22 protein-coding genes are annotated in these 23,511 nt (G+C 65.3%); 13 read left to right on the forward strand and 9 right to left on the reverse strand.

The genetic code is table 11. The features are described from left to right. Nucleotides 1-281 precede the first annotated feature (281 nt). The 10 genes from ABIA42_RS32170 to ABIA42_RS32215 all read left to right on the forward strand — a co-directional run bounded on the left by ABIA42_RS32170 (nt 282) and on the right by ABIA42_RS32215 (nt 9,894). Entirely contained in the window at nt 282-1,289 is a 1,008-nt protein-coding gene (locus ABIA42_RS32170; protein WP_370117590.1) for a helix-turn-helix domain-containing protein, read from the forward strand. Nucleotides 1,290-1,432: 143 nt separating this feature from the next. After that, a complete protein-coding gene (locus tag ABIA42_RS32175) occupies nt 1,433-2,728 on the forward strand; it encodes a glutamate-5-semialdehyde dehydrogenase (RefSeq protein ID WP_370117587.1) in 1,296 nt (431 codons plus the stop codon). 23 nt (nt 2,729-2,751) lie between these two features. Next, nucleotides 2,752-3,396, forward strand: coding sequence for a nicotinate-nucleotide adenylyltransferase (locus tag ABIA42_RS32180; protein WP_271527821.1), 645 nt, complete (start codon nt 2,752-2,754; stop codon nt 3,394-3,396). Nucleotides 3,397-3,593: 197 nt separating this feature from the next. Continuing rightward, nucleotides 3,594-3,950: a ribosome silencing factor gene (gene rsfS / locus ABIA42_RS32185; RefSeq protein ID WP_024338888.1), complete on the forward strand. Its 357-nt coding sequence runs from the start codon at nt 3,594-3,596 to the stop codon at nt 3,948-3,950. Nucleotides 3,951-4,063: 113 nt separating this feature from the next. Continuing rightward, on the forward strand, nt 4,064-4,546 hold the full coding sequence (gene rlmH, locus ABIA42_RS32190) for a 23S rRNA (pseudouridine(1915)-N(3))-methyltransferase RlmH (protein ID WP_271527822.1): 483 nt from the start codon (nt 4,064-4,066) through the stop codon (nt 4,544-4,546). A gap of 34 nt (nt 4,547-4,580) precedes the next feature. After that, nucleotides 4,581-5,906: a murein hydrolase activator EnvC gene (locus tag ABIA42_RS32195; protein ID WP_370117584.1), complete on the forward strand. Its 1,326-nt coding sequence runs from the start codon at nt 4,581-4,583 to the stop codon at nt 5,904-5,906. Next, nucleotides 5,903-7,261, forward strand: a complete 1,359-nt coding sequence (locus ABIA42_RS32200) for a S41 family peptidase (RefSeq protein WP_370117582.1) — start codon at nt 5,903-5,905, stop codon at nt 7,259-7,261. Before ABIA42_RS32195 ends, ABIA42_RS32200 begins: the two co-directional genes overlap by 4 nt. A gap of 145 nt (nt 7,262-7,406) precedes the next feature. Then, complete coding sequence (locus ABIA42_RS32205) at nt 7,407-8,630, forward strand: divergent polysaccharide deacetylase family protein (protein ID WP_370117579.1); 1,224 nt, start codon at nt 7,407-7,409, stop codon at nt 8,628-8,630. 76 nt (nt 8,631-8,706) lie between these two features. After that, nucleotides 8,707-9,213: an RNA pyrophosphohydrolase gene (locus ABIA42_RS32210; RefSeq protein WP_028177714.1), complete on the forward strand. Its 507-nt coding sequence runs from the start codon at nt 8,707-8,709 to the stop codon at nt 9,211-9,213. A gap of 180 nt (nt 9,214-9,393) precedes the next feature. Then, nucleotides 9,394-9,894: an RNA pyrophosphohydrolase gene (locus tag ABIA42_RS32215; protein ID WP_370117576.1), complete on the forward strand. Its 501-nt coding sequence runs from the start codon at nt 9,394-9,396 to the stop codon at nt 9,892-9,894. 171 nt (nt 9,895-10,065) lie between these two features. Here the strand turns inward: ABIA42_RS32215 and ABIA42_RS32220 are convergent, their stop codons facing one another. The 5 genes from ABIA42_RS32220 to ABIA42_RS32240 all read right to left on the reverse strand — a co-directional run bounded on the left by ABIA42_RS32220 (nt 10,066) and on the right by ABIA42_RS32240 (nt 15,188). Beyond that, nucleotides 10,066-10,473, reverse strand: a complete 408-nt coding sequence (locus ABIA42_RS32220; protein ID WP_271527828.1) for a F0F1 ATP synthase subunit epsilon — start codon at nt 10,471-10,473, stop codon at nt 10,066-10,068. 87 nt (nt 10,474-10,560) lie between these two features. After that, the gene (gene atpD / locus ABIA42_RS32225) at nt 10,561-11,994 is read right to left on the reverse strand and encodes a F0F1 ATP synthase subunit beta (RefSeq protein WP_028177717.1); all 1,434 of its coding nucleotides are present in this window, start codon (nt 11,992-11,994) and stop codon (nt 10,561-10,563) included. A gap of 80 nt (nt 11,995-12,074) precedes the next feature. After that, nucleotides 12,075-12,947, reverse strand: coding sequence for a F0F1 ATP synthase subunit gamma (locus tag ABIA42_RS32230; protein ID WP_271527829.1), 873 nt, complete (start codon nt 12,945-12,947; stop codon nt 12,075-12,077). 151 nt (nt 12,948-13,098) lie between these two features. Next, nucleotides 13,099-14,628, reverse strand: coding sequence for a F0F1 ATP synthase subunit alpha (atpA, locus tag ABIA42_RS32235; protein ID WP_271527830.1), 1,530 nt, complete (start codon nt 14,626-14,628; stop codon nt 13,099-13,101). Beyond that, the gene (locus ABIA42_RS32240) at nt 14,628-15,188 is read right to left on the reverse strand and encodes a F0F1 ATP synthase subunit delta (RefSeq protein ID WP_131874110.1); all 561 of its coding nucleotides are present in this window, start codon (nt 15,186-15,188) and stop codon (nt 14,628-14,630) included. The genes atpA and ABIA42_RS32240 overlap by 1 nt, the downstream gene beginning before the upstream one ends. Before the next feature lie 650 nt (nt 15,189-15,838). On the opposite strand from ABIA42_RS32240, the gene ABIA42_RS32245 reads away from it, so the two are divergent. After that, nucleotides 15,839-16,339, forward strand: a complete 501-nt coding sequence (locus ABIA42_RS32245) for a septal ring lytic transglycosylase RlpA family protein (RefSeq protein WP_370117571.1) — start codon at nt 15,839-15,841, stop codon at nt 16,337-16,339. Nucleotides 16,340-16,570: 231 nt separating this feature from the next. On the opposite strand, the gene ABIA42_RS32250 is transcribed toward ABIA42_RS32245, so the two are convergent. Further along, nucleotides 16,571-18,778, reverse strand: a complete 2,208-nt coding sequence (locus ABIA42_RS32250; protein WP_370117568.1) for a primosomal protein N' — start codon at nt 18,776-18,778, stop codon at nt 16,571-16,573. A 111-nt stretch (nt 18,779-18,889) separates the two neighbouring features. Here ABIA42_RS32250 and ABIA42_RS32255 point away from each other — a divergent pair, with 111 nt between their 5' ends. Next, entirely contained in the window at nt 18,890-19,855 is a 966-nt protein-coding gene (locus ABIA42_RS32255) for a tyrosine recombinase XerC (RefSeq protein ID WP_370117565.1), read from the forward strand. Between the two features lie 84 nt (nt 19,856-19,939). After that, nucleotides 19,940-20,530, forward strand: a complete 591-nt coding sequence (locus tag ABIA42_RS32260) for a DUF4337 domain-containing protein (protein WP_271527834.1) — start codon at nt 19,940-19,942, stop codon at nt 20,528-20,530. A 175-nt stretch (nt 20,531-20,705) separates the two neighbouring features. Here ABIA42_RS32260 and ABIA42_RS32265 read toward each other — a convergent pair whose 3' ends face one another. From ABIA42_RS32265 to ABIA42_RS32275, 3 genes are read right to left on the reverse strand one after another with little or no spacing between them, the layout of a single operon-like run. Next, nucleotides 20,706-21,236, reverse strand: coding sequence for a hypothetical protein (locus tag ABIA42_RS32265; protein ID WP_370117563.1), 531 nt, complete (start codon nt 21,234-21,236; stop codon nt 20,706-20,708). 34 nt (nt 21,237-21,270) lie between these two features. Continuing rightward, the gene (lpdA, locus tag ABIA42_RS32270; RefSeq protein WP_370117561.1) at nt 21,271-22,671 is read right to left on the reverse strand and encodes a dihydrolipoyl dehydrogenase; all 1,401 of its coding nucleotides are present in this window, start codon (nt 22,669-22,671) and stop codon (nt 21,271-21,273) included. Nucleotides 22,672-22,729: 58 nt separating this feature from the next. Next, on the reverse strand, nt 22,730-23,491 hold the full coding sequence (locus ABIA42_RS32275; RefSeq protein ID WP_370117558.1) for an SDR family oxidoreductase: 762 nt from the start codon (nt 23,489-23,491) through the stop codon (nt 22,730-22,732). Between the last annotated feature and the right edge of the window lie 20 nt (nt 23,492-23,511).

The raw sequence follows: 23,511 nt of genomic DNA on the forward strand, positions 1-23,511 counted from the left end.
AGCGGTAACAGGTCGCCCGCGGGGGCGATGTGCCGAGCGTCTCAGGCGACGATTTCATTGGATGCTGATGCAGGCAGGGCACAGAATCGTTCGGCGGAGCCGTCACCACAATTGCTGATTGCGTCTACCGCCATACGCTCGTCCAAGACGTGTCGCTTGCGGTGCGATTCTCGGATCGCTACATAGCGGTGGCCGATATTGGCGCTCCCAACAGTCTACGCTGTGTGCGGCCTCGTCTTTGTCGAACCCACGATGTCCGCGAGGCACCAGTGAGCGAGAATATGTCGGCCGACGAGGGCGGGCGCGGGGCTCATGCCCTCGCACAGTTGCGTGCGGCAACAGCGGGCATCTGCGACGTGATCCCCTTGACCGCCGATGATGATTTCCATGTCTCCACCGCGACAATGGCGTGTGGAAATGCCTTGCTGGTCGAATCCTTCGCGAGCGCGCTGGAATACGACAGGACACCCGCGCACGTCGCACGTGGCGGCCTCGATCATTATCAAGTCACCCTTTGCCTGCAGGGGGAGATGCGCTTCGCCTCGGGCCGCCGCGAGGTGACGCTGCGGCCCGGCGACATCTGCCTGATCGACATGGCGCAACCGAACCACACCGTGCTGACGGGGGCGGGCGACGACCGCGCCCACCTGATGGCACTCATCCTGTCGCGCCCGGTGTTGGCGCCGCGGCTGGCGCATCCGGATTCGGCGACGGCGTCATCTTTGCCGGCCAGCCATCACCACGCGCGTCTTCTGGCAAGCCAGTTTGCCGCGCTTTGGCAGCCGACCGTGCCGGAGGCCGGCGGCCCCGCCGCCACGATCGAGGCAATGGCCGATATCATCGCCGGCGCAGCCGGCAGCGTCGTCGAAGTCGACGGCGCCATCGAGCGGGCCGAGCGCCATCTGTATCTCGCGATGATCAAGCGCCATATCGCAGCCAATCTCGATACCGACGCGCTCGCGGTCCAGGACCTTTGCCGCCGCTTTCAGATCTCCCGTGCCAGTCTTTATCGCCTGTTCGAAGCGGACGGAGGACTTGCGCATTACGTGCAGGAGCAAAGGCTCAATCGCGGCTTGATGCTGCTGATCTCACCGGCATCGCGGGACAAGCGCCTGATTGATCTCGCCGTCGATCTGCAGTTCAGCAGCGACTCCACGTTCGTCCGCGCCTTTCGCCGACAGTTTGGCCTGACCCCGGGCGAGATCAGGAACATGTCGGAGGCCTGGATCAGGGATCACGGCGAGGTGCCGGGACCAGACGACCTGCTTCATCGGCTGGGTCGACACTGAGAGAGGGGCTTTCTCCCGGCGACGTCGCGCGAATTTCAGCGCGCCCGCTCCCGTCTTCGCCGCCCTGTCATGCCAATTCCCAGCCTCGCCAAACCCGCGATTTCCGTGCTAGGACACGCCCTTAGCAGAAGGTTGAATCAGCCATGGCCGCCCCCCTCAAAGCCGTCGATAGCGGCGCCGATCTTCAGGCGCTGATGAACGATCTCGCCAGCCGCACCCGTGCTGCGGCGCGGGTTCTGGCGCTGGCGCCGGCGGAGCAGAAGAACCGCGCGCTGGAGGCGATGGAGAGGGCGATCCGCAACCATGCGGCCGCCATTCTCGCCGCCAATGCCGAGGACGTCGCCGAGGCCCGCGCCAGCGGCGAGGCCACCGGTGCTTTCATCGATCGTCTCGCGCTGACGCAGGCGCGTATCGAGGCGATGGCCGAAGGTATCGCAACCGTGCGCAACATTCCCGATCCCGTCGGCGTCGTCACCGAGAGCTGGCAGCGGCCGAACGGCATGACCATCGAGCGCGTGCGCGTGCCGCTCGGCGTCGTCGGCGTGATTTTTGAGAGCCGTCCGAACGTTGCGGCGGACGCCGGCGTGCTGTGCCTGAAGTCCGGCAATGCCGTGATCTTGCGCGGCGGCTCCGACAGTTTTCGATCCTGCCGTGCCATTCATGAGTGCCTGGTGCAGGGCCTGCGCGAAGCGGGCCTTCCCGAAGCTGCGATCACGCTGGTGCCGACGCGCGACCGCGCCGCGGTCGGCATGATGCTGTCGGGCCTGAACGGTGCGATCGACGTGATCGTGCCGCGCGGGGGCAAGAGCCTCGTCGCGCGCGTCGAGCAGGAGGCGCGCGTGCCGGTGTTCGCGCATCTCGAAGGCGTCAACCACGTCTATGTCGATGGCAGCGCCGACCTCGCCATGGCGAAGTCGATCGTGCTCAATGCCAAGATGCGACGCACCGGCGTCTGCGGCGCGGCCGAGACGCTGCTGGTCGATCGCGCCGCTGCCGGCAAAAATCTGAAACCGCTGGTCGAGATGCTGCTCGATGCCGGCTGCGAGGTGCGCGGCGACGACGCCGTGCAGAAGATCGATGCACGGGTCAAGCCTGCCAGCGCGGACGATTGGGACACCGAATATCTCGACGCGATCATCGCGGCGAAGGTGGTCGACGGCGTCGACGGCGCGATCGCGCACATCCAGAACCACGGCTCGCATCACACCGACGCGATCGTGAGTGCGGACGAGGCTGCCGCGAAGAAATTCCTGAGCGAGGTCGATTCCGCGATCGTACTGCACAACGCCTCGACGCAGTTCGCCGACGGCGGCGAGTTCGGTTTCGGCGCCGAGATCGGGATTGCCACCGGCCGGTTCCACGCCCGCGGCCCGGTCGGCGCCGAGCAGTTGACGAGCTTCAAATATCGCGTCCACGGCACCGGGCAGACGCGGCCGTAGGTAACGTCGCGAGGCGCGGGCAATTGAGCAACAATTTCGTCGTGCCGCGTTTCGTGGCGCAAGCGATCCCGCCCTCGACACCGGGCATGCGTGTCGGCCTGCTCGGCGGCTCCTTCAATCCGCCGCATCAGGCCCATCGCGCGATCAGTCAATTCGCGCTGAAGCGATTGCAGCTCGATCGCGTCTGGTGGCTGGTCACGCCCGGCAATCCGCTGAAGGAGAACGGCCCGCTGCACGAGCTCGGCGAGCGCATGCAGGCCGCGCGCGACGTCGCCAACGATCCCAGGATCGAGGTGAGCTGTCTCGAATCCGTCATTCGCACGCGCTACACTATCGACACGATCAACACGTTGCGCCGCCGCCTTCGCGGCCTGCGCTTTGTCTGGATCATGGGCGCCGACAATCTCGCTCAATTCCACCGCTGGCAGGACTGGCGGCGCATCGCCGGCCAGGTGCCGATCGCGGTCATCGATCGCCCGCCGCAGAGTTTTCGTGCCCTCGCCTCGCCGGCGGCCAAGGCGTTATCGCGCTACCGTCTGCCCGAGACGAAGGCAGCAGAACTTGCGGATCGGCCGGCGCCCGCCTGGGTGTTCCTGACCGGATTGAAGCTGAACCTCTCCTCGACGGGCCTGCGGAACCCGGACGGGAGCTGGAAAGGTACGAAGTGAGACGAAGTGTGCGGGCTGGAGGCTCTCTGGCATATTGAAACCCTTAACCCCACATGATGTAGTGTAACCAGTGAGCGCCGGATTCGGCGTTCGCGATACAGTGAAAGGAATGGTCCCTGACCACATCTGTATTGTCCAAGCCTGTTTTACCCAAGGTTGCCAAGCCTACGCGTAAAACATCGACCAAAGCTGCGGCCTTGAAGGCGCAACCCGACGCCGACAAGACGCTGAGCCTGATCCTCTCCCGCCTCGAGGACATGAAGGCGGAAGAGACGGTCACCATCGACCTTCGCGGCAAATCGGCGTACTCCGACTACATGATCGTTACCACCGGCCGGGTGAACCGGCACGTCGGCGCGATCGCGGAAAACGTCACCAAGAGCCTCAAGGAAAACGGCATCAAGAACATCCATGTCGAGGGCTTGCCCAATTGCGACTGGGTGCTGATCGATTCCGGCGACGTGATCGTGCACGTGTTCAGACCCGAGGTCCGCGAGTTCTACAATCTCGAGAGATTGTACACGCAGGGCCCGGGGGCGGCGAAGGCGATCTAGGCTCATCGAGCCGATTTCGAATCGGCTGGCGCGCATGCTAGCGTCGTGTGCGCGCGCTTATGGCGCGCGGTCTTGAAAACGCGACCCTGAAGATATCAGACCCTGAAGATATCATGCGTGTTGCCGTCATTGCGGTGGGCCGGCTGAAGCAGGGCCCCGAACGGGAGCTTGCGGACCGCTATTTCGAGCGGTTCGACGAGGCCGGCCGCAAGCTTGGATTCCGCGAGCTCAGCATCCACGAAATTCCCGAGAGCCGCGCGCGCGATACCGCGACACGGATGGCCGAAGAGGCCGCGGCGATCTCGGCGCATATCCCGGAAAGATCCGTCCTGGTGGCGCTGGACGAACGCGGCCAGAATCTCGAGTCCACCGTATTCGCACGGCATCTCGGACGCTGGCGCGACGAAGGCGCCGGACATACTATTTTCGTGATCGGAGGCGCGGACGGACTTTCGCCCGAATTGCGCCGTAAGGCCAAACTCGCGATCGCGTTCGGCTCTGCGACCTGGCCGCACCAAATGGTCCGCGTCATGCTTCTGGAACAGCTTTATCGGGCCGCCACCATTCTGGCCGGCCATCCCTATCACCGCGCGTGATGCGCGCCACAACGAGCACTTTTGCCGAGAAGCGATGCGAGCGCCGATTCTCAACCTGCTGCTGATCGCCAACGTCGCCGGCGCAAGCCTGGCGCAAGCCCAGACCGCAACACCGGCGCCGCAGACCGCAGCGATCTCGCCCGACGCGATCAAGCAGCGCGAGCAGGAGCTGGAAGCCGCGCGCGCCAGGCAGAAGAGCGCGGAAGAAGCGCAGGCCAAGCTCAAGGCCGAGATCACCGCGCTCGGCCAGGACCGCACCCAGCTCAACCAGCAGCTGATCGAGACCGCCGCCAATGTGCGCACTGTGGAGACCAAGATCGACGAGGCCGAAGCGCGGCTGCGCGCGCTGAACGGCCGCGAGCAGCAGATGCGTGCTTCGCTCGATTCACGCCGTGCCGACATCGTCGAAGTGCTCGCGGCCTTGCAGCGCGCTGGCCGGCGCACGCCTCCGGCGCTGCTGGTGCGGCCCGAAGATGCGCTGCAATCACTGCGCACGGCGATGCTGCTCGGCGCCGTCGTGCCGGAATTGCGCGGCCGCGCCGAGAAGATCGCGGCCGAGCTCGGCGAGCTCGTGGCCTTGCGCAAGACAATCGCCACCGAGCGCGACCAGCTCGCCTCCGACCGCGACAGGGTCCGCAACGATCAGACCCGGCTCGCCGCTTTGGTCGACGAGCGGCAACGCCAGCAGGCGGCACGCGAGAAGGACTTGGACACCGAGAGTTCGCGCGCCATCGCGCTTTCAAAGCAGGTCGGCGATCTCCAGGGGCTGATCGCCAAGATGGAGCAGGACCTGCAAAGCGCCGCCAAGGCTGCCGAGAAGGCCGCGGAGGCCGCAAGGCAGGCCGAGGCGAAGGCGGCCGCCAGCGCCAAGTCGGGCCCGGGCGCTTTCAAGGACAAGTCCCGCACCACCCCGGCGATCGCCTTCGCCTCGGCCAAGGGCCTTTTGCCTCTCCCTGTTAACGGTAACAAGATCAGGGATTTTGGCGGTTCCGACGGGGTTGGCGGGGTCCAGAAGGGTATTTCGCTGGCCACCAAGCCCGGCTCCCAGGTCACGACGCCGTGTGACGGCTGGGTGGTCTATGCCGGCCCGTTCCGCAGCTATGGACAACTCTTGATCCTCAACGCCGGGGGCGGGTATCATGTCCTGATCGCCGGGATGGAGCGCATTTCGGTCAACATCGGACAGTTTGTGCTCACGGGGGAGCCGGTCGCGACCATGGGGTCGACATCTCAAGTCGCCTCCATTCTCGCCACGAACGCGAGTCAACCTGTGCTGTATGTCGAGTTCCGTAAAGACGGCACTCCAATCGATCCAGGCCCATGGTGGGCCGCAAATGAAGGCGAGAAGGTTCGCGGATGATGCGCAAGACTTCAGTAATCCTCCTCAGCGCCGCCACCGGTGCAGCGCTGACGCTGTTCGTGACCCAGCCCCGCGCGGTGTTCATGGGCTCCAGCGCGCGAGCCGCCACCGCGGACACCTATCGCCAGCTCAATCTGTTCGGCGACGTCTTCGAGCGCGTGCGCTCCGACTATGTCGAGAAGCCCGATGACACCAAGCTGATCGAATCCGCCATCAGCGGCATGCTCACCGGCCTCGATCCGCATTCGAGCTACATGGACGCCAAGAGCTTCCGCGACATGCAGGTGCAGACCCGCGGTGAGTTCGGCGGCCTCGGCATCGAGGTCACGATGGAAGACGGCCTGATCAAGGTGGTCTCGCCGATCGACGACACGCCGGCCTCGCGCGCCGGCGTCATGGCCAACGACATCATCACCAATCTCGACGACGAGGCGGTGCAGGGCCTGACCCTGAACCAGGCGGTCGAGAAAATGCGCGGCCCGGTCAACACCAAGATCAAGCTCAAGATCATCCGCAAGGGCCAGGACAATCCCATCGACGTCACCCTGGTGCGCGACAACATCCGCGTCCGCTCCGTGCGCGCGCGCGTCGAGCAGGACGACATCGCCTATATCCGCATCACCACCTTCAACGAGCAGACCACCGAAGGCCTGAAGCGCGAGGTCTCCAGCCTCACGAACCAGATCGGCGACAAGCTCAAGGGCTTCATCATCGACCTCCGCAACAATCCGGGCGGCCTGCTCGAGGAAGCGGTCACCGTCTCCGACTCGTTCCTGGAAAAGGGCGAGATCGTGTCGACCCGCGGCCGCAACGCCGAGGAGACCCAGCGCCGCACCGCGCATGCGGGCGACCTGACCAAGGGCAAGCCGGTCATCGTGCTGGTCAATGGCGGCTCGGCCTCGGCGTCGGAAATCGTCGCCGGCGCGCTGCAGGACCACAAGCGAGCGACGATCGTCGGCACGCGCTCGTTCGGCAAGGGGTCGGTGCAGACCATCATTCCGCTCGGAAGCGGCAACGGCGCGCTGCGGCTGACCACCGCCCGCTACTACACGCCGTCGGGCAAGTCGATCCAGGCCAAGGGCATCGTACCCGACATCGAGGTGCTGCAGGACGTGCCGGACGAGCTGAAGTCACGCACCGACACCAAGGGCGAGGCTTCGCTGCGTGGCCATCTGAAGAACGACGGCGACGAGAAGACCGGTTCGCAGTCCTACGTCCCGCCGGATGCCAAGGACGACAAGGCGCTCAAGCTCGCCGGCGACCTGCTCCACGGCATCAAGAACAGCGCCTCCGCCGCACCCACGCCGGGCGGCGACAGCAAGGCCACGACCGACAAGCCCAAGGCGGCGAACTAAGTCCCCGCATTCTGAGATCTGACGAAAAGGGCGGCTCCTGGAGCCGCCCTTTTTGCGTGGAGCTCCCGACGTCCCCGGCCTATCCCGGCCTGCCGCCGCTTGACCACGGCGTGGTATCGTCGGCTGGAGTGATTCGGGACCTTGCATGACTGAAACGGCCGATGATCTGAGCGCCCCGCTCGGACAGGACAAGCCGCGCCGGAAACGGCGGCTGCGGCTGCCGTTCACGGCCATGCAGCTGCTTGCCGTCCTGCTTGGCCTGTTCCTCCTCACCTTTGCCGGCTTCGCCATCTTCAACAAGGATCCGCTCGGCGGCGAGCCGATGACCCGGCTCGCGATCCGCGCTCCCGATGCCACGGACGAGAAGCCGGCGGCCTCCGGCCACGGCTTAGAGAGCAAGCCAGAGGGCAAGCACGAGACCAAGGAGACGCCGAAGCAGGCCGCCCCCGGCGAGCAGAAGACCATCACCATGATCGACGGCTCGACCGGCGCCCGCCACGACGTGGTGATCGGCGGTGGCGATGCCGCCGACAAAAGCGAGGCGGCATCCGCTGCGCCGTCCGTCATGGCCGGGATCAATCCGAAGCTCTTGGAGAAATCACGCTACGGCATGATCCCGGTGGCCGCTGACGGGCTGAAGCCTTTCAACGTCTATGCGGCGGACGCCGACCGCGCCAAGGCTGCCAAGATGCCCGTGGTGGCGATCGTGATCGGCGGCCTCGGCGTCGGCGCCGCCAAGACCACCGACGCGATCATGAAGCTGCCGCCGGCAGTGACGCTGGCCTTCACGCCCTATGGCGCCGACCCCGGCAAGCTCGCCGAGCGGGCCCGCGCGCAGCGCCACGAGATCTTCCTCCAGATCCCGATGGAGCCCTATGACTTCCCCGACAATGATCCGGGACCGCAGACGCTGCTGACCTCGCTCAGCCCCGACCAGAACATCGACCGTCTCTATTGGCACCTGAGCCGGATGCAGGGCTATGCCGGCCTCACCAATTTCATGGGCGCGCGATTCATCGCGACCGAGCCGGCGATGCAGCCGATCATCCGCGAGGCCGCCAAGCGCGGCCTCGGCTTCTTCGACGACGGCTCCTCGCCGCGCAGCATCGCGCCCCAGGCCGCGGCGAACCAGGCCATGCCGTTCGGCAAGGGCGACATCGCCATCGACGTGGTGCCGACGCCGACCGAGATCGACCGCGCTCTGAACAAGCTCGAATCGACCGCACGCGAACGCGGCTTCGCTGTCGGCACGGCCTCGGCCCTGCCCGTCTCGATCGAACGCATCGGCGCCTGGACCAAGACATTGGGCGACCGAGGTATCCTTTTGGTGCCATTGACAACCGCGATGCTGAAATCAAAATCCAGCTAAATCAACAAATTGGTACGGCACGGCTCCCGCGGGGCCGCATCAAGCCGGACCTGAGGCATGCGAGAGGTCTGGCGGAATGGCGCGTTACGAGGATCTGCCCTACCGGACCTGCGTCGGTGTGATGCTGCTCAATCCAAAGGGACTGGTGTTCATCGGCCGCCGCGCCGGCGGCATCGAGCATGTCGACGACACCCATGTCTGGCAGATGCCGCAGGGCGGCGTCGACCCCGGCGAGGACACCTGGGAAGCCGCCAAGCGCGAGCTCTACGAGGAGACCAGCGTGCGCTCGGTCGAGCGGCTCGGCGAAGTCCCGGACTGGCTCACTTACGACATTCCACGCACGGTTGCGGGGCGTGCCTGGAAGGGCCGCTACCGCGGCCAGCGCCAGAAATGGTACGCGGTACGCTTCACCGGCAAGGACAGCGAGATCAACGTCGAGAAGCCCGGCGGTGGCGGCCACAAGGCGGAATTCGTGAGCTGGCGCTGGGAATCGATGAAGAATCTCCCTGGGTTGATCATCCCCTTCAAGCGCCCGGTCTATGAGCGCGTGGTGAAGGAATTTTCTGCGCTGGCGGATGAATGATCCACTGTCGCTCCGCCCTCGCTCGTCATCCCCGCGAAGGCGGGGATCCATAACCCCAGGCGGGAGTGGTGGGCCGAATATCACCACGAGCTTCCAACCGTCGACTGCCTGTGGTTAAGGATTCTCAGATGCGCAATTGCGCATCGGAGCTCGCGCTCCGCGCGCCCCGGAATGACAAAGATGACCAATGAAAAGCCCTACCGCCCCAACGTGGGCATTGCCCTGTTCAATGCCGACGGCCGTGTGCTGATCGGCCACCGCTTCAAGGGCGACGGGCCGGAGATCATCCTGCCGGGGCTCGATTGGCAGATGCCGCAGGGCGGCGTCGACGAGGGCGAGGATCTGCGCGATGCGGCGATGCGCGAGCTCTGGGAGGAGACCAATGTCGTCAGCGCCGACTTTCTCGGCGAGACGGACTGGTTCACCTACGAATTCCCGCCTTACGACGGGCCGCCGACGCACCGGCTCGCGAAGTTCCGAGGCCAGCGCCAGAAATGGTTCGCGCTGCGCTTCACCGGCCGCGACGACGAGATCGATCCGCTGACGCCGCGCAACGGCCAACCCGCCGAGTTCGACGCCTGGCGCTGGGAGCGCCTCGACCGCGTCGTCGATCTCGTGGTGCCGTTCCGCCGCGAGGTCTACCGCGCGGTGGCGCAGCAGTTTGCGGCGTTCGGAAACTGAAAACCGCGAAAACAACCCCATGCACAGTAGCGAAGTGTTTGACACTTCGAGATAAAATACACGGCAGCTTCATCGATCGTGCAACAAAGTTTCAGCGCCCGCCACGGTCGTGACGAGCGCTGAACCTTTTCAGGAATTCCAGGCTTGAGCCCCGGAGCGGTGCCCCGGGGCTTAGTGCATAGCCGTGGAGCTGAGCTGCTGCTGGATGCTCTTGAAGTGGTCGAGCCGCTCGATGGCGTGATCGAGCTCGCCGGCTTCGTGCTCCTTCAGATTCTCTTCCATCTCCGCGATCGTCTCGGCGAACTGGGCACGGTCGAGCTCGGCCAGCGACGTCGCGACGTCGGCGAGCACGGTCAGGCCCTTTTCGGAGACTTCGGCGAGGCCGCCGAGCACGATGACCTTCTCGTGCCTGCCGCCGGTGGTGATGGTGAGAATGCCGGGGCGGATCGCGGCCACGACCGGCGCATGTCCGGCCAGCACGCCGAAATCACCCTCGACGCCGGGGATGTCGACTTGATCGACCTCGCCCGAGAAGGCGAGCTTTTCCGGAGAGACGAGATCGAAGTGAAAGGTGGCCATGGAGAACCTGCGAATAGCGAGTGGCGAATAGCGAGTGGCGAGCAGGAGCAGCGTACTATTCGCTACTCCCTATTCGCCATTCGCCTCTTAAGCTGCTTCAGCGGCCAGCTTCTTGCCCTTCTCGACGGCTTCTTCAATGGTCCCGACCATGTAGAAGGCGGCTTCGGGCAGGTGATCGTACTTGCCTTCGACCAGGCCCTTGAAGCCCTTGATGGTGTCGGCGAGCTCGACGAACTTGCCCGGCGATCCCGTGAAGATTTCGGCGACGTGGAACGGCTGCGACATGAAGCGCTCGACCTTGCGGGCGCGGGCCACCGTCAGCTTGTCCTCTTCCGAGAGCTCGTCCATGCCGAGAATGGCGATGATGTCCTGGAGCGCCTTGTAGCGCTGCAGCACCTGCTGGACCTGACGGGCGACGGCGTAGTGCTCCTCGCCGACGACCAGCGGGGAGAGCATGCGCGAGGTCGAGTCGAGCGGGTCCACCGCCGGGTAGATGCCCTTTTCGGCGATCGAGCGCGACAGCGTGGTGGTCGCGTCAAGATGCGCGAACGAGGTCGCGGGCGCCGGGTCGGTCAAGTCGTCGGCCGGAACGTAGATGGCCTGCACCGAGGTGATCGAGCCCTTCTGCGTGGTGGTGATGCGCTCCTGCAGCGCGCCCATGTCGGTGGCGAGCGTCGGCTGATAACCCACGGCGCTCGGAATACGGCCGAGCAGCGCCGACACTTCCGAGCCAGCCTGGGTGAAGCGGAAGATGTTGTCGACGAAGAACAGCACGTCCTGGCCCTTGTCGCGGAAGTCTTCCGCGATGGTCAGACCGGTGAGCGCGACGCGGGCGCGGGCGCCCGGCGGCTCGTTCATCTGGCCGAACACCAGCGCGCACTTCGACTTCACACTCGGATCCGGATTCTTCGGATCGGCGTTGACCTTGGACTCGATGAACTCGTGATAGAGGTCGTTGCCCTCGCGGGTACGCTCGCCGACACCGGCGAACACGGAGTAACCGCCGTGCGCCTTCGCGACGTTGTTGATCAGTTCCTGAATCAGCACGGTCTTGCCGACGCCGGCGCCGCCGAACAGGCCGATCTTGCCGCCCTTGGCGTAGGGAGCGAGCAGGTCGACGACCTTGATGCCGGTGACGAGAATTTCGGCTTCGGTCGACTGGTCGGTGTAGCTCGGCGCCTCCTGGTGGATGGCGCGCAGGCCTTCCGACTTGACCGGGCCGGCTTCGTCGATCGGCTCGCCGATGACGTTGATGATGCGGCCGAGCGTACCTTCACCGACGGGAACGCGGATCGGCGCGCCGGTGTCGCTCACTTCCTGGCCGCGGACCAGACCTTCGGTGGTGTCCATCGCGATCGTGCGCACCGTGGATTCACCGAGATGCTGGGCGACTTCGAGCACCAGGCGGTTGCCGCCGTTCTTGGTTTCGAGCGAGTTGAGAATGGCCGGGAGGTGGCCTTCGAACTGCACGTCGACGACGGCGCCGATGACCTGGGTGACGCGACCGACCTGGGCTGCCATTGAATGTCTCCTTCGATCCGAACTTCTAGACCACGGTCAGCGACCGGGATGTTGCGTTGATGGGTACCGATGCGCCTTGATCAGACGGCCTCGGCGCCCGAGATGATTTCGATCAGTTCCTTGGTGATCTGCGCCTGACGCGTGCGGTTGTAGACCAGCGTCTGCTTGCGGATCATTTCACCGGCGTTACGCGTCGCGTTGTCCATCGCGCTCATCTGCGCGCCGTAGAACGAGGCGTTGTTCTCGAGCAGCGCACGGAAGATCTGGACCGCGAGGTTGCGCGGCAGAAGACGGGTGAGGATCTCGTCCTCTTCCGGCTCGTATTCGTAGGAGGTGGTGCTCGCGGCAGCGCTCTCCTCGACGACCAGCGGGATGACCTGCTGGGCGGTCGGGATCTGCGAGATCACCGACTTGAAGCGCGAATAGAACAGCGTGCAGACGTCGAACTCGCCGGCGTCGAAACGGGCCAGCACCTTCTTGGCGATATCCTCGGCATTGACGAAGCCGAGCTGGCGGACGCTGCGCAGATCGAGATGCTCGACGATCTGCTTGTCGAACTGGCGGCGCAGCTGCTCGTAGCCCTTGCGGCCGACGCAGAAGAATTTCACGTCCTTGCCCTGCGCCATCAGCGCCAGGGCGCGCTCGCGGGCGAGGCGCACGATCGAGGAATTGAAGGCGCCGGACAGGCCGCGCTCGCCGGTGCAGACCAGCAGCAGATGCACCTGATCCCTGCCGGTGCCGGCCAGCAGAACCGGCGCGCCGGGCGAGGCCGCGGCGGCGCTGGCGATGTTGGAGATCACCGCGCTCATCTTGTCGGCATAGGGACGCGCCGCTTCCGCGGCGGTCTGCGCACGGCGCAGCTTCGAGGCTGCGACCATCTGCATGGCCTTGGTGATCTTTTGCGTCGCCTTGGTGGAGGCGATGCGGACGCGCATGTCTTTCAGTGACGCCATTCTTCGTTCACCCCGGCGGTTCGACCCTTAGGGCCAAGCCACTAGCCTATCCCAGTGTCGTCGTGCCCGGGCTCGTCCCGGGCATCCACGTCTTCGTCTCCACGCGTCAGCACGTGGATGGCCGGGACAAGCCCGGCCATGACGCTCTCGATTACGCGAAGGTCTTCGCAAAACCTTCGACCACCGACTTCAGCTTCGCAGCAGTGTCGTCGGCGAGATCGCGGCTGTCGCGGATCGCGTTGAGGATGTCGACGTGCTTGCCGCGCAGCAGCGAGAGCAGGCCGTCCTCGAAGGCGCGCACCTTGTTGAGCGGGAGCGGATCGAGATAGCCGTTGGTGCCGGCCCAGATCACGCAGACCTGCTCTTCCATCTTCAGCGGCGAGAACTGCGGCTGCTTCAGCAGCTCGGTCAGGCGCGAGCCGCGGTTGAGCAGGCGCTGGGTCGAGGCGTCGAGGTCGGAGCCGAACTGCGCGAACGCCGCCATTTCGCGGTACTGCGCGAGCTCGCCCTTGATCTTGCCGGCGACCTTCTTGGTGGCCTTGGTCTGCGCCGACGAGCCGACGCGCGACACCGACAGACCGACGTTCACGGCAGGACGAATGCCCTGGAAGAACAGGTCGGTTTCAAGGAAGATCTGGCCGTCCGTGATCGAGATGACGTTGGTCGGGATGTAGGCCGACACGTCGTTGGCCTGGGTTTCGATGACCGGCAGCGCCGTCAGCGAGCCCGAGCCCTGGTCCTTGTTCAGCTTCGCCGCGCGCTCGAGCAGGCGGGAGTGCAGATAGAACACGTCGCCGGGATAGGCTTCGCGGCCCGGCGGACGGCGCAGCAGCAGCGACATCTGGCGGTAGGCGACGGCCTGCTTGGAGAGGTCGTCATAGATGATGACCGCGTGCATGCCGTTGTCGCGGAAGTACTCGCCCATGGTGCAGCCGGTGAAGGGCGCGATGTACTGCATCGGCGCCGGATCCGAGGCGGTGGCGGCGACGACGATCGAATATTCGAGCGCGCCCTGCTCCTCCAGCACCTTCACGAACTGGGCGACGGTCGAACGCTTCTGGCCGACCGCGACGTAGACGCAGTACAGCTTGATGTTCTCGTCGGGCTGCGCATTGAGCGGCTTCTGGTTCAGGATGGTGTCGAGCGCGATCGCGGTCTTGCCGGTCTGGCGGTCGCCGATGATCAGCTCGCGCTGGCCGCGGCCGATCGGGATCAGGGCGTCGATCGCCTTGAGGCCGGTCGCCATCGGCTCGCTCACCGACTTGCGCGGAATGATGCCGGGCGCCTTGACGTCGACGCGCATGCGCTTCTCGGCCTGGATCGGACCCTTGCCGTCGATCGGGTTGCCGAGCGCGTCGACCACGCGGCCGAGCAGGCCCTTGCCGACCGGCGCGTCCACGATGGCGCGGGTGCGCTTGACGGTCTGGCCTTCCTTGATCTCGCGGTCGGCACCGAAAATAACCACGCCGACGTTGTCGGTTTCGAGGTTCAGCGCCATGCCGCGGGTGCCGTTCTCGAACTCGACCATTTCACCGGCCTGGACGTTGTCCAGACCGTAGACGCGGGCGATACCGTCGCCGACGGACAGCACCTGTCCGACTTCGGAGACTTCAGCTTCCTGGCCGAAATTCTTGATCTGGTCCTTGAGGATCGCGGAAATTTCCGCGGCGCGGATGTCCATCAGCCTGCCTCTTTCATCGCGTGCTTGATCGAATTGAGTTTGGTGCGAAGCGAACCATCCACCATGCGGCTGCCCAGCTTGACGACGAGGCCACCGATGATCGAGGGATCGACTTTCACGTTCAGCGCGACGTCCTTGCCGGTCACCGACTTCAGGGCAACCTTGAGGGCATCGAGATTCTTGTCCGAGAGCGCTTCCGCCACGGTGACGTCGGCCGTCGTCTCACCCTTGAACTTGGCGACGAGGGCGCGGTAGCCGCGAATGACGTCCGCCACCACGAACAGGCGGCGGTTGGCGGTCAGCACCTTGAGGAAGTTGGCGGAGATGCCGGCGATGCCGGCCTTGGCCAGCACGGCCGAGAGGGCCCGAGACTGGGCGTCGGCCGCGAACACCGGGCTGCGGACGAGGCGCTTGAGATCCGCGCTTTCGTTCAGCAAGGCATCGAATTTGTCGAGATCGGCTTTGACCTCGTCGACCACTTTCTGGTCGCGGGCCAGTTCAAACAAGGCCGTTGCATAACGGCCGGACACACCTGAAACGGACGTATCTTCTGCAGCCACAGACGCGCTCTTTTTGCTGTCAAACTCGCAAGGGAAAAACCGTCGCCACGAAGCGGCGCCTAGCGATCCAAGCCCTTGGAATTCAAGCGGGACTTCGATTTTCGACCAGCACGGGAGGTGCCGGGCTCGTTAAAATCGCGGCTTTGCTAACATAGCAGGCGCGCAGGTGCAACATGACGCCAAATTAAAGGCACGCGGTTCTCCCGCCAGTTCGTCGCAGCGGGCGACGCCGAGAGGGCGGCGCTGACGCGTTCGGACCGATGGTCTCCCGCGTCGTGGAAATTGCCGGGAGCCTCCCCGCGGTTGGTTCCTGCCCCTAGCGCATAGCGGCCATGAACACGGATCGCAGAGGCGTGATTCTGGAGTGGCTGGTTCCACTGGCCGAATACTTACCGAATTCTGAACAATCGAAGCGATCACTTCGTTTTACCGTATTACGAAGTAATCATGAGGTTAATGAATCGTTAAAGCCGAAGATTACGAAACATCCGCTGATTATCGTACAACGGTAACAAGATGTTTCATGACGAAACATACTCAATTTACTGCCCAATTCACGCCTCATTGGGAATCGAAACGCCAACCCGCTCGCAAACTGATGGGGGCTCCACTAGCCACATATGTGGCAATACTAGCTTAGGGACCAGTAAATGCTGTCTTTGAAGACGCTGGGCTTTGTGACCCGGCCGCGCACGGCGATCGCTTTCGTCGCCGCAACCCTCCTCATCGGTGGAACTGCCACCGAAGCTTCCGCAAAATCCCGGCATCACCGGCATCACCACCACCGCCACCACGCCCAGACCGACACCAACGCGACCTCCGATTGGCGCAACGCCAATGCGTCGATGACGCCGACCTCCGGCACGGGCCACAGCTTCTCCGGCATGGCTTCCTTTTACGGCAACGAGTCGGGCAGCCGGACGGCGTCGGGCCAGCGCTTCAACCAGAACGCCATGACCGCGGCCCACCGTTCGCTGCCGTTCGGCACCAAGCTGCGTGTCACCCATCGCGGCCAGAGCGTGGTCGTCACCATCAATGACCGCGGTCCGTTCATTCGCGGCCGTGTCCTCGACCTCTCCACCGGCGCTGCCCGCGCCATCGGCCTTACCGGTGCCGGCGTCGGCCGCGTCACCGCGGAAGTCGTCTCCTAAAGGGGCGCTTCAAGCGCCTCTCCTCACACGCGCAGTTTCCATCAGTTTGCTGCGCGCGTGAGACAAGCCCGTGGTCTTGGGGGACCGCGGGCTTTTTTTGTCGTCATTCCGGGGCGCGCGCAGCCCGAGCCCGGAATCCATCGCGCGGCAGAGTTGGTGGAGGAATGGACTCCGGGCTCGCGACTTCGTCGCGCCGCGGAATCACGACCAAGCATTTGGTGACAGTGGCGCTTACAAAAAGCTCTGCGGATCGACATCCACTTCGAGCTTCAGATTGCCTGATGGCTTCGGGCACACCGCGAGCCAGCTGCGCAAATAGTCCGACAGATCGAAGCCGCGCGCCGATTTCACCAGGATGCGGAAGCGATAGCGGCCCTTGATGACGGCGAGCGGCGCTTCCGCCGGCCCGAGCACCACGACGCGTTCGTCGCGCGGCGCCAGCGCGACGAGCTTGCGGCCGAAACCTTCCGCGCTCGGGCGGTCGCCTGCCGAGATGATCAGGCTCGCGAGCCGGCCGAACGGCGGATAGAGCGTCTTCTCGCGCAACTCGATCTCGCTGTCGTAGAAGGCCTCGCGGTCGCAGGCGATCAGCGCCTTCATCACGGGATGATCGGGCTGGTGGGTCTGGAGATAGCCGACGCCACGGCCCTGCTCGCGTCCGGCGCGGCCGATCACCTGGTTGAGCAATTGCCAGGTGCGCTCCGCCGCGCGCGGATCGCCGTTGCTGAGGCCAAGATCCGCATCGACCACGCCGACCAGATTGAGCCGCGGGAAATTGTGGCCTTTTGCGACGAGCTGCGTGCCGATGATGATGTCGACGCGGCCCTCCGCGATCTCGGCGAGTTCCGAGCGCATCGTCTCGATCGAGGTGATGAGATCGCTGGACAGCACCATGGTGCGCGCTTCCGGGAACAGCGCCGCCGCCTCCTCCTGCAGGCGCTCGACGCCGGGCCCGACCGCGACCAGCGATTCCTCGGCCGAACAGTTCGGGCAGATGTGCGGGCGCGGCATCGAGAAGCCGCAATGATGACAGACGAGGCGCTGGCGGAAGCGATGATCGACCAGCCAGGCATCGCAGATGGTGCAGGCGAAGCGATGGCCGCAGGCACGGCACAAGGTCAGCGGTGCATAGCCGCGGCGGTTGAGGAACAGCAGCGCCTGCTCGCGCCGCTCGATCGCGATTCTGATCTCGCCGGCAAGCCGCGGCGAGATGAAGCGGCCGCGCGCGGGCGGCTCGCGGCGCAGATCGATCGCCTCGATATGCGGCATGTGCTGGCCGCCGAAGCGCGAGGGCAGCGCGATGCGCTGATAGCGGTTCTTGCGCGCGTTGACTTCGGATTCGACCGACGGCGTCGCGGAGGCCAGCACGACCGGGATCCTGGCGATATGCGCACGCACCACCGCCATGTCGCGGGCGTGGTAATGCACGCCCTCGTCCTGCTTGTAGGCCTGGTCGTGCTCTTCATCGACGACGATGAGGCCGAGATCGGCGTAGGGCAGAAACAGTGCCGAGCGCGCGCCGACCACGACCGGCGCACTGCCTTCGGAGATCGCCGCCCAATTGCGCGCGCGGGTGCGCGGGGTGAGTTCGGAATGCCACTCGATCGGCCGCACGCCGAAACGCTGCGCGAAGCGATCGAGGAACTGGCCGGTGAGCGCGATCTCCGGCATCAGGATCAGCGACTGTTTTCCGCGACGGATCACCTCGGCCACGGCTTCGAAATAGACCTCGGTCTTGCCCGAGCCGGTGACACCGTCGAGCAGCGCGACGTGAAAGGTGCCGTTGGCCGCGAGCGCGCGCATCGCATCCACTCCGGCACGCTGCAGCGGCGAGAAATCCGGCCGGCCGAAATCAGGATCTGGCGCGGGCGGCGGCGGGGGCGGCGGCATCGGCTCGACCGTGAGCGTGCCCTCGTCAACGAGGCCGTCGATCACGCCTGAGGAGACGCCCGCTTCCTTGGCCGCCTCGGACTTGCTGTGCAGCAGCCGGTCGGACAGCACCGCGATCACCCGCTGCCGTGCCGGCGTCAGCCGCTTCGGGGGATCGCCGACCAGGCGAACGCCGGCGCGCACCCGCTCCGGGCCGAGATTCTCGCCCATGCGCAGGCACATACGCAGCACCATGCCGCGCGGACTCAGCGTGTAATTGGCGACCCAGTCGACCACCGAACGCAGCTCGGGCTTCAGCGGCGGGATGTCGAGCTTCTCGCTGACCTCCTTGAGGCGATTGTGCAGGCGCGGATCGGGATTGGCGTTCTCGCCCCAGACCACCGCCAGCACCTCGCGGGCCCCGAGCGGCACACCGACAAGATCGCCCGCCTTCAGCTCCATCCCGCGCGGCACCTTGTAGGAATAGGTCTGGTCGAGCGCGACCGGCACCAGCACGTCGACCATGCCGGTCGCGTGGGCGGAGGCGGGGCTGCGCGGTGTGTGATCCATGGGTGGAGAATCGGAACTCGGGGACTTCAGGCTAGCGCCGCGGGCCGGCCTTAGCGAACGATAAACGAGTGTGATGCGATATACTGTGCGGAATCACCACGTCCAGAGCGCATGAGCAAAGCCGCAGCCCCAAGAATCGAGCTCGCCAGCGCCGACCCCTCGATCGCGCAGGAGATGGCACGCTGGCTGTCGCATCTCGGTGCCGAGCGGCGGCTGTCGCCGAAGACGCTCGAGGCCTATGGCCGCGACCTGCGGCAGTGCCTAGATTTTCTCTGTGCGCATTGGGGCGAGCGGGTGACGCTCGAACGGTTTGCATCGCTGGAGGCCACCGACGTTCGCGCCTTCATGGCGATGCGCCGGGCCGACGACATTGCCGGTCGCAGCCTGATGCGCGCGCTGGCGGGCCTGCGCTCGTTCGGGCGCTTCCTCGAACGCCAGGGCAAGGGCAAGGTCGGCGCACTCTCCGCGATCCGCGCGCCAAAGGTTGCGAAGAGCCTGCCGAAGCCGCTGCCGATGGCCTCCGCAAAACGCCTGGCCGATGCCGACGAGCGCGCCGGCGAGGACCGCGAGACCTGGATCCTGGCGCGCGATGCCGCGGTGATGGCGCTGCTGTATGGCTCGGGCCTGCGCATCTCCGAAGCGCTCGGCCTAAAGCGCCGCGAGGTGCCGCGTCCCGGCGAAGGCGACGTGCTGGTCGTGACAGGCAAAGGCAACAAGACCCGGATGGTGCCGGTGCTGCAGAACGTGCTCGCGCTCGTGCAGGAATACGTTTCGATGTGCCCGTATCCGCTACCCGCGGAGGGACCGATCTTCGTCGGCGCGCGCGGTGGGCCCTTGAGCCCGCGCATCATCCAGCTCGCGATGGAGCGGCTGCGCGGCGCACTGGGCCTTCCCGACAGCGCCACGCCGCACGCGCTCCGGCACTCCTTCGCCACGCATCTGCTCTCGCGCGGCGGCGACTTACGCGCCATCCAGGAATTGCTCGGCCATTCCTCGCTCTCGACCACGCAAATCTATACCGGCATCGATTCCGAGCGGCTGCTCGAAGTCTATGCCAGCGCGCATCCACGGCGCTGACACACTCTCGTCATAGCTCGCGTGCCACTTGCGCGGCGCCCACGGTTCGGTCAAATCGTGGGGAACCGAGACAGGAGAGACATGATGGGCGCCCACGAAAGCATGGAGCATGCCGAGCACGCCGAACACGCGTCCGGCTCGAACAAGAAGATCGCGCTCCTGATCGCGGTGCTGGCGCTGTTCCTGGCGATCTCGGAGACGCTCGGCAAGGGCGCCCAGACCGAATCGATCAGCAAGAACGTCGAGGCCGCCAATCTCTGGGCGTTCTTCCAGGCCAAAAGCATCCGCCGCACCGTGGTGATTACTGCGGCCGAGCAGGGCAAGCTGACGCTGGCCGGCACGACCGATGATGCCGTGAAGGCGACGGTGCAGAAGCAGGTCGACGACTGGACCAAGACCGCACAGCGCTACCGCTCCGAGCCCGAGACCGGCGAAGGCACCGAGCAGCTCGCCGAGAAGGCCAAGCACGCCCAGCATGACCGCGACGAGGCGACCGCGAAATACCATCACTTCGAGCTGGCGTCGGCCGCCTTCCAGATCGGCATCGTGCTGGCCTCTGCCACCATCATCACCGGCATGCTCGCGCTCGCCTATGTCAGCGGCGTGCTGACGCTCGCCGGTCTCTTCATGACCGCGCTCGGCCTGTGGTGGCCGCATTTCCTGCATTTGCATTGAGGGATTGAGCCATGTGGCTTGAACGCCACAAAAACAGTGTCATGCCCCGGCTTGACCGGGGCATCCAGTACGCCGCGGCTTCTCCGCATTCGATTAACGTCTCTGGAATACTGGATCGCCCGGTCAAGCCGGGCGATGACAGCGTGTGTGGCGAACACCGAACACGCCGCGGCGCTCACCGCGCCTGATGCACGCTCTTGCGGAAGCGCTGGATCAGGCGGAGCGTGCGGGAGGACCACCCCTCGCCGTCGCCGGCGATCAGCTCGCGGATGCGGCGCTTGATCGGATCGACCAGTTCGGCGGCCTTGGCGCGCACCTTCAGCACCAGATCATAGATCCGCTCGAACCAGTGCATCTCCAGGAGCTTGTGGCGCGTCACGTCGAACACGAAGGCGGTGACGCCGACGCCGACCAGCTTCGCGAACACGATCGTGAAGACTGCGCTGGTCCAGTATTCGTGCGCGAGCAGCCAGAGGCCGACCAGCTTGAGCGGAAACAGCGGGACGATGGGGACCGCGAACACGATCAGCGTCATGGCGGGCGACAGCGCATTGACGCGCTCCGTCAGCCAATGCTTGAACCGCGCCAGCGGGATGGCTGCGACGACCTTGGCAACGATCGGTTCGAGATGGTCCCACAGCCAGGCTTCGATCAGGAAGATGATCGCAAGCAGGACCCAGACCGGTTGAAGGAGGCGGCGCAGCATGTGTTTCCCGCCCGATTCGGTGCTGGGCGCGTGCCTACATATGGATGGCCCGCTTGCCGACCGCAAGCGCGGCTTCCTTGACGGCCTCCGAGCGGGTCGGATGGGCGTGGCAGGTGCGCGCGAGATCCTCCGCACTGCCGCCGAATTCCATGAGAACGCAGGCTTCATGGATCATTTCGCCGGCTTCGCGGCCGATGATGTGAACGCCGAGCACGCGATCGGTCTTCGCATCTGCGAGAATCTTCACGAAACCGTCAGTGGTCTGGTTAACCTTGGAGCGGCCGTTGGCGGTGAACGGAAACTTTCCGACGGTGTAACCGATGCCCGCCTGCTTCAGCTCCTCCTCGGTCTTGCCGACGGAGGACACTTCCGGAGTGGTATACACGACGCCCGGAATGACGTCGTAGTTCACGTGGCCGGCCTGTCCGGCGATGATCTCCGCGACCGCAACGCCCTCATCCTCGGCCTTGTGCGCGAGCATCGGGCCCGCGACGACGTCGCCGATGGCGTAGACGCCCTTGAGGCTGGTGGCGAAATGCGGATCGATCTGCACGCGGCCGCGCGCGTCGAGCGCGACGCCGGCTTCCTTCAGGCCGAGACCGTCGGTGTAGGGCACGCGGCCGATGCTGACGAGCACGACGTCGGCTTCCAGCGTCTCGGCCGAACCGCCGGCAGCGGGCTCGATCGTCGCCTTCAGCGTCTTGCCCGAGGTGTCGACCGCGGTGACCTTGGCCCCCAGCTTGAACGCAAAGCCCTGCTTCTCGAGGATGCGCTGGAATTGCTTGGCGATCTCGCCGTCCATGCCGGGCAGGATGCGGTCGAGGAATTCGACGACCACGACTTCGGCGCCAAGACGATGCCAGACCGAGCCGAGCTCGAGGCCGATCACGCCGGCGCCGACGATCAGGAGCTTGCCGGGGACCTTGTCGAGCGACAGCGCGCCGGTGGACGACACGATGCGCTTCTCGTCGATCTCGATGCCCTTGAGGCGCGCGATGTCGGAGCCTGTGGCGATCACAATGTTCCTGGTCTCGATCGTCTGCGACTTGCCGTCGGCGGAGACCTCGACCTTGCCGGTGCCCAGGATCTTGCCGGTGCCCTTGAGCACGTCGATCTTGTTCTTCTTCATCAGGAACTCGACGCCCTTGACGTTGCCGTCGATGCCCTGCTGCTTGAAGTTCATCATCGCCGGCAGATCGAGCTTCGGCGACGAGACCGACACGCCCATCTTCGCGAAGGAATGGCCGGCTTCCTCGAACATCTCGGAGGCGTGCAGCAGCGCCTTCGACGGCATGCAGCCGACATTGAGGCAGGTGCCACCGAGCGTGGCGTTCTTTTCGACCACGGCGACTTTCATGCCGAGCTGGCTAGCGCGTACCGCGCAGACATATCCGCCCGGTCCGGTGCCGATGACGACGAGATCGTAGGTAGCCATGAGAGAAAGTCCCGTGAGGTTTGGCGTGATGAGGATGTGTCAGCGTCCGCGCGGCGCGTCAGCGTCCGCCGGACACATCGAGAATGGCTGAGGTGACGTAGGAGGCCTCGTCCGACATCAGCCAGACGATGGCGTTGGCGATTTCCTCGGCGGTGCCGACGCGCTTCATCGGCACCATATGGGCCAGACGATGCGCGCGGTCCGGCTCGCCGCCGGCGGCGTGGATCTCGGTGTCGATCAGGCCGGGGCGGATGGCGGCGACGCGGATGCCTTCGCCCGCGACCTCATAGCCGAGACCGATGGTGAAGGAATCGACCGCGCCCTTGGAGGCCGCATAGTCGACATAGGTGTTGGGTGCACCGAGCCTGGCAGCGACGGACGAGAGGTTGACGATCACGCCGCCCTTGCCGCCGTGCTTGGTCGACATCCGCTTCACCGCCTCGCGCGCGCAGAGGATGGAGCCGGTCACGTTCACCGCCATCACGCGCTGGATGCGCCCGGCCGACATCTCGTCGACGCGCACGCCGCTCTTGCCGACGATGCCGCCATTGTTGACGAGCGCGCCAAGCGTGCCGAACTTGTCGGCTTCCTTGAACAGAGCGAGGATGTCGCTTTCCTCGGCGACATCGCATTTCACCGCGATGGCCTTGCCGTTGGCGGCCTCGATCTGCGCGACCACCTCGTCGGCCGCCTTCTTGTTGCTGGCATAGCCGACCACGACACGAAAGCCGCGCGCGGCAGCCGCGATCGCGGTCGCCCGCCCGATGCCGCGGCTACCGCCGGTGATGACAACGACTTTATCGGTCACGCGCACCTCCATGGTTCGACACGCGCCGCCGC

Source organism: Bradyrhizobium sp. USDA 327 (assembly GCF_041262065.1).
Classification (GTDB): Bacteria; Pseudomonadota; Alphaproteobacteria; order Rhizobiales; family Xanthobacteraceae; genus Bradyrhizobium; species Bradyrhizobium liaoningense.

Bases quoted from the DNA above. Each gene is read 5' to 3' on its own strand.
- ABIA42_RS32170 (WP_370117590.1), top strand. From the start codon at position 282: ATGTCGGCCGACGAGGGCGGGCGCGGGGCTCATGCCCTCGCACAGTTG.
- ABIA42_RS32175 (WP_370117587.1), top strand. From the start codon at position 1,433: ATGGCCGCCCCCCTCAAAGCCGTCGATAGCGGCGCCGATCTTCAGGCG.
- rlmH (WP_271527822.1), top strand. From the start codon at position 4,064: ATGCGTGTTGCCGTCATTGCGGTGGGCCGGCTGAAGCAGGGCCCCGAA.
- ABIA42_RS32195 (WP_370117584.1), top strand. From the start codon at position 4,581: ATGCGAGCGCCGATTCTCAACCTGCTGCTGATCGCCAACGTCGCCGGC.
- ABIA42_RS32200 (WP_370117582.1), top strand. From the start codon at position 5,903: ATGATGCGCAAGACTTCAGTAATCCTCCTCAGCGCCGCCACCGGTGCA.
- ABIA42_RS32205 (WP_370117579.1), top strand. From the start codon at position 7,407: ATGACTGAAACGGCCGATGATCTGAGCGCCCCGCTCGGACAGGACAAG.
- ABIA42_RS32210 (WP_028177714.1), top strand. From the start codon at position 8,707: ATGGCGCGTTACGAGGATCTGCCCTACCGGACCTGCGTCGGTGTGATG.
- ABIA42_RS32215 (WP_370117576.1), top strand. From the start codon at position 9,394: ATGACCAATGAAAAGCCCTACCGCCCCAACGTGGGCATTGCCCTGTTC.
- ABIA42_RS32220 (WP_271527828.1), bottom strand. From the start codon at position 10,473: ATGGCCACCTTTCACTTCGATCTCGTCTCTCCGGAAAAGCTCGCCTTC.
- atpD (WP_028177717.1), bottom strand. From the start codon at position 11,994: ATGGCAGCCCAGGTCGGTCGCGTCACCCAGGTCATCGGCGCCGTCGTC.
- ABIA42_RS32230 (WP_271527829.1), bottom strand. From the start codon at position 12,947: ATGGCGTCACTGAAAGACATGCGCGTCCGCATCGCCTCCACCAAGGCG.
- atpA (WP_271527830.1), bottom strand. From the start codon at position 14,628: ATGGACATCCGCGCCGCGGAAATTTCCGCGATCCTCAAGGACCAGATC.
- ABIA42_RS32245 (WP_370117571.1), top strand. From the start codon at position 15,839: ATGCTGTCTTTGAAGACGCTGGGCTTTGTGACCCGGCCGCGCACGGCG.
- ABIA42_RS32250 (WP_370117568.1), bottom strand. From the start codon at position 18,778: ATGGATCACACACCGCGCAGCCCCGCCTCCGCCCACGCGACCGGCATG.
- ABIA42_RS32255 (WP_370117565.1), top strand. From the start codon at position 18,890: ATGAGCAAAGCCGCAGCCCCAAGAATCGAGCTCGCCAGCGCCGACCCC.
- ABIA42_RS32260 (WP_271527834.1), top strand. From the start codon at position 19,940: ATGGGCGCCCACGAAAGCATGGAGCATGCCGAGCACGCCGAACACGCG.
- ABIA42_RS32265 (WP_370117563.1), bottom strand. From the start codon at position 21,236: ATGCTGCGCCGCCTCCTTCAACCGGTCTGGGTCCTGCTTGCGATCATC.
- lpdA (WP_370117561.1), bottom strand. From the start codon at position 22,671: ATGGCTACCTACGATCTCGTCGTCATCGGCACCGGACCGGGCGGATAT.
- ABIA42_RS32275 (WP_370117558.1), bottom strand. From the start codon at position 23,491: ATGGAGGTGCGCGTGACCGATAAAGTCGTTGTCATCACCGGCGGTAGC.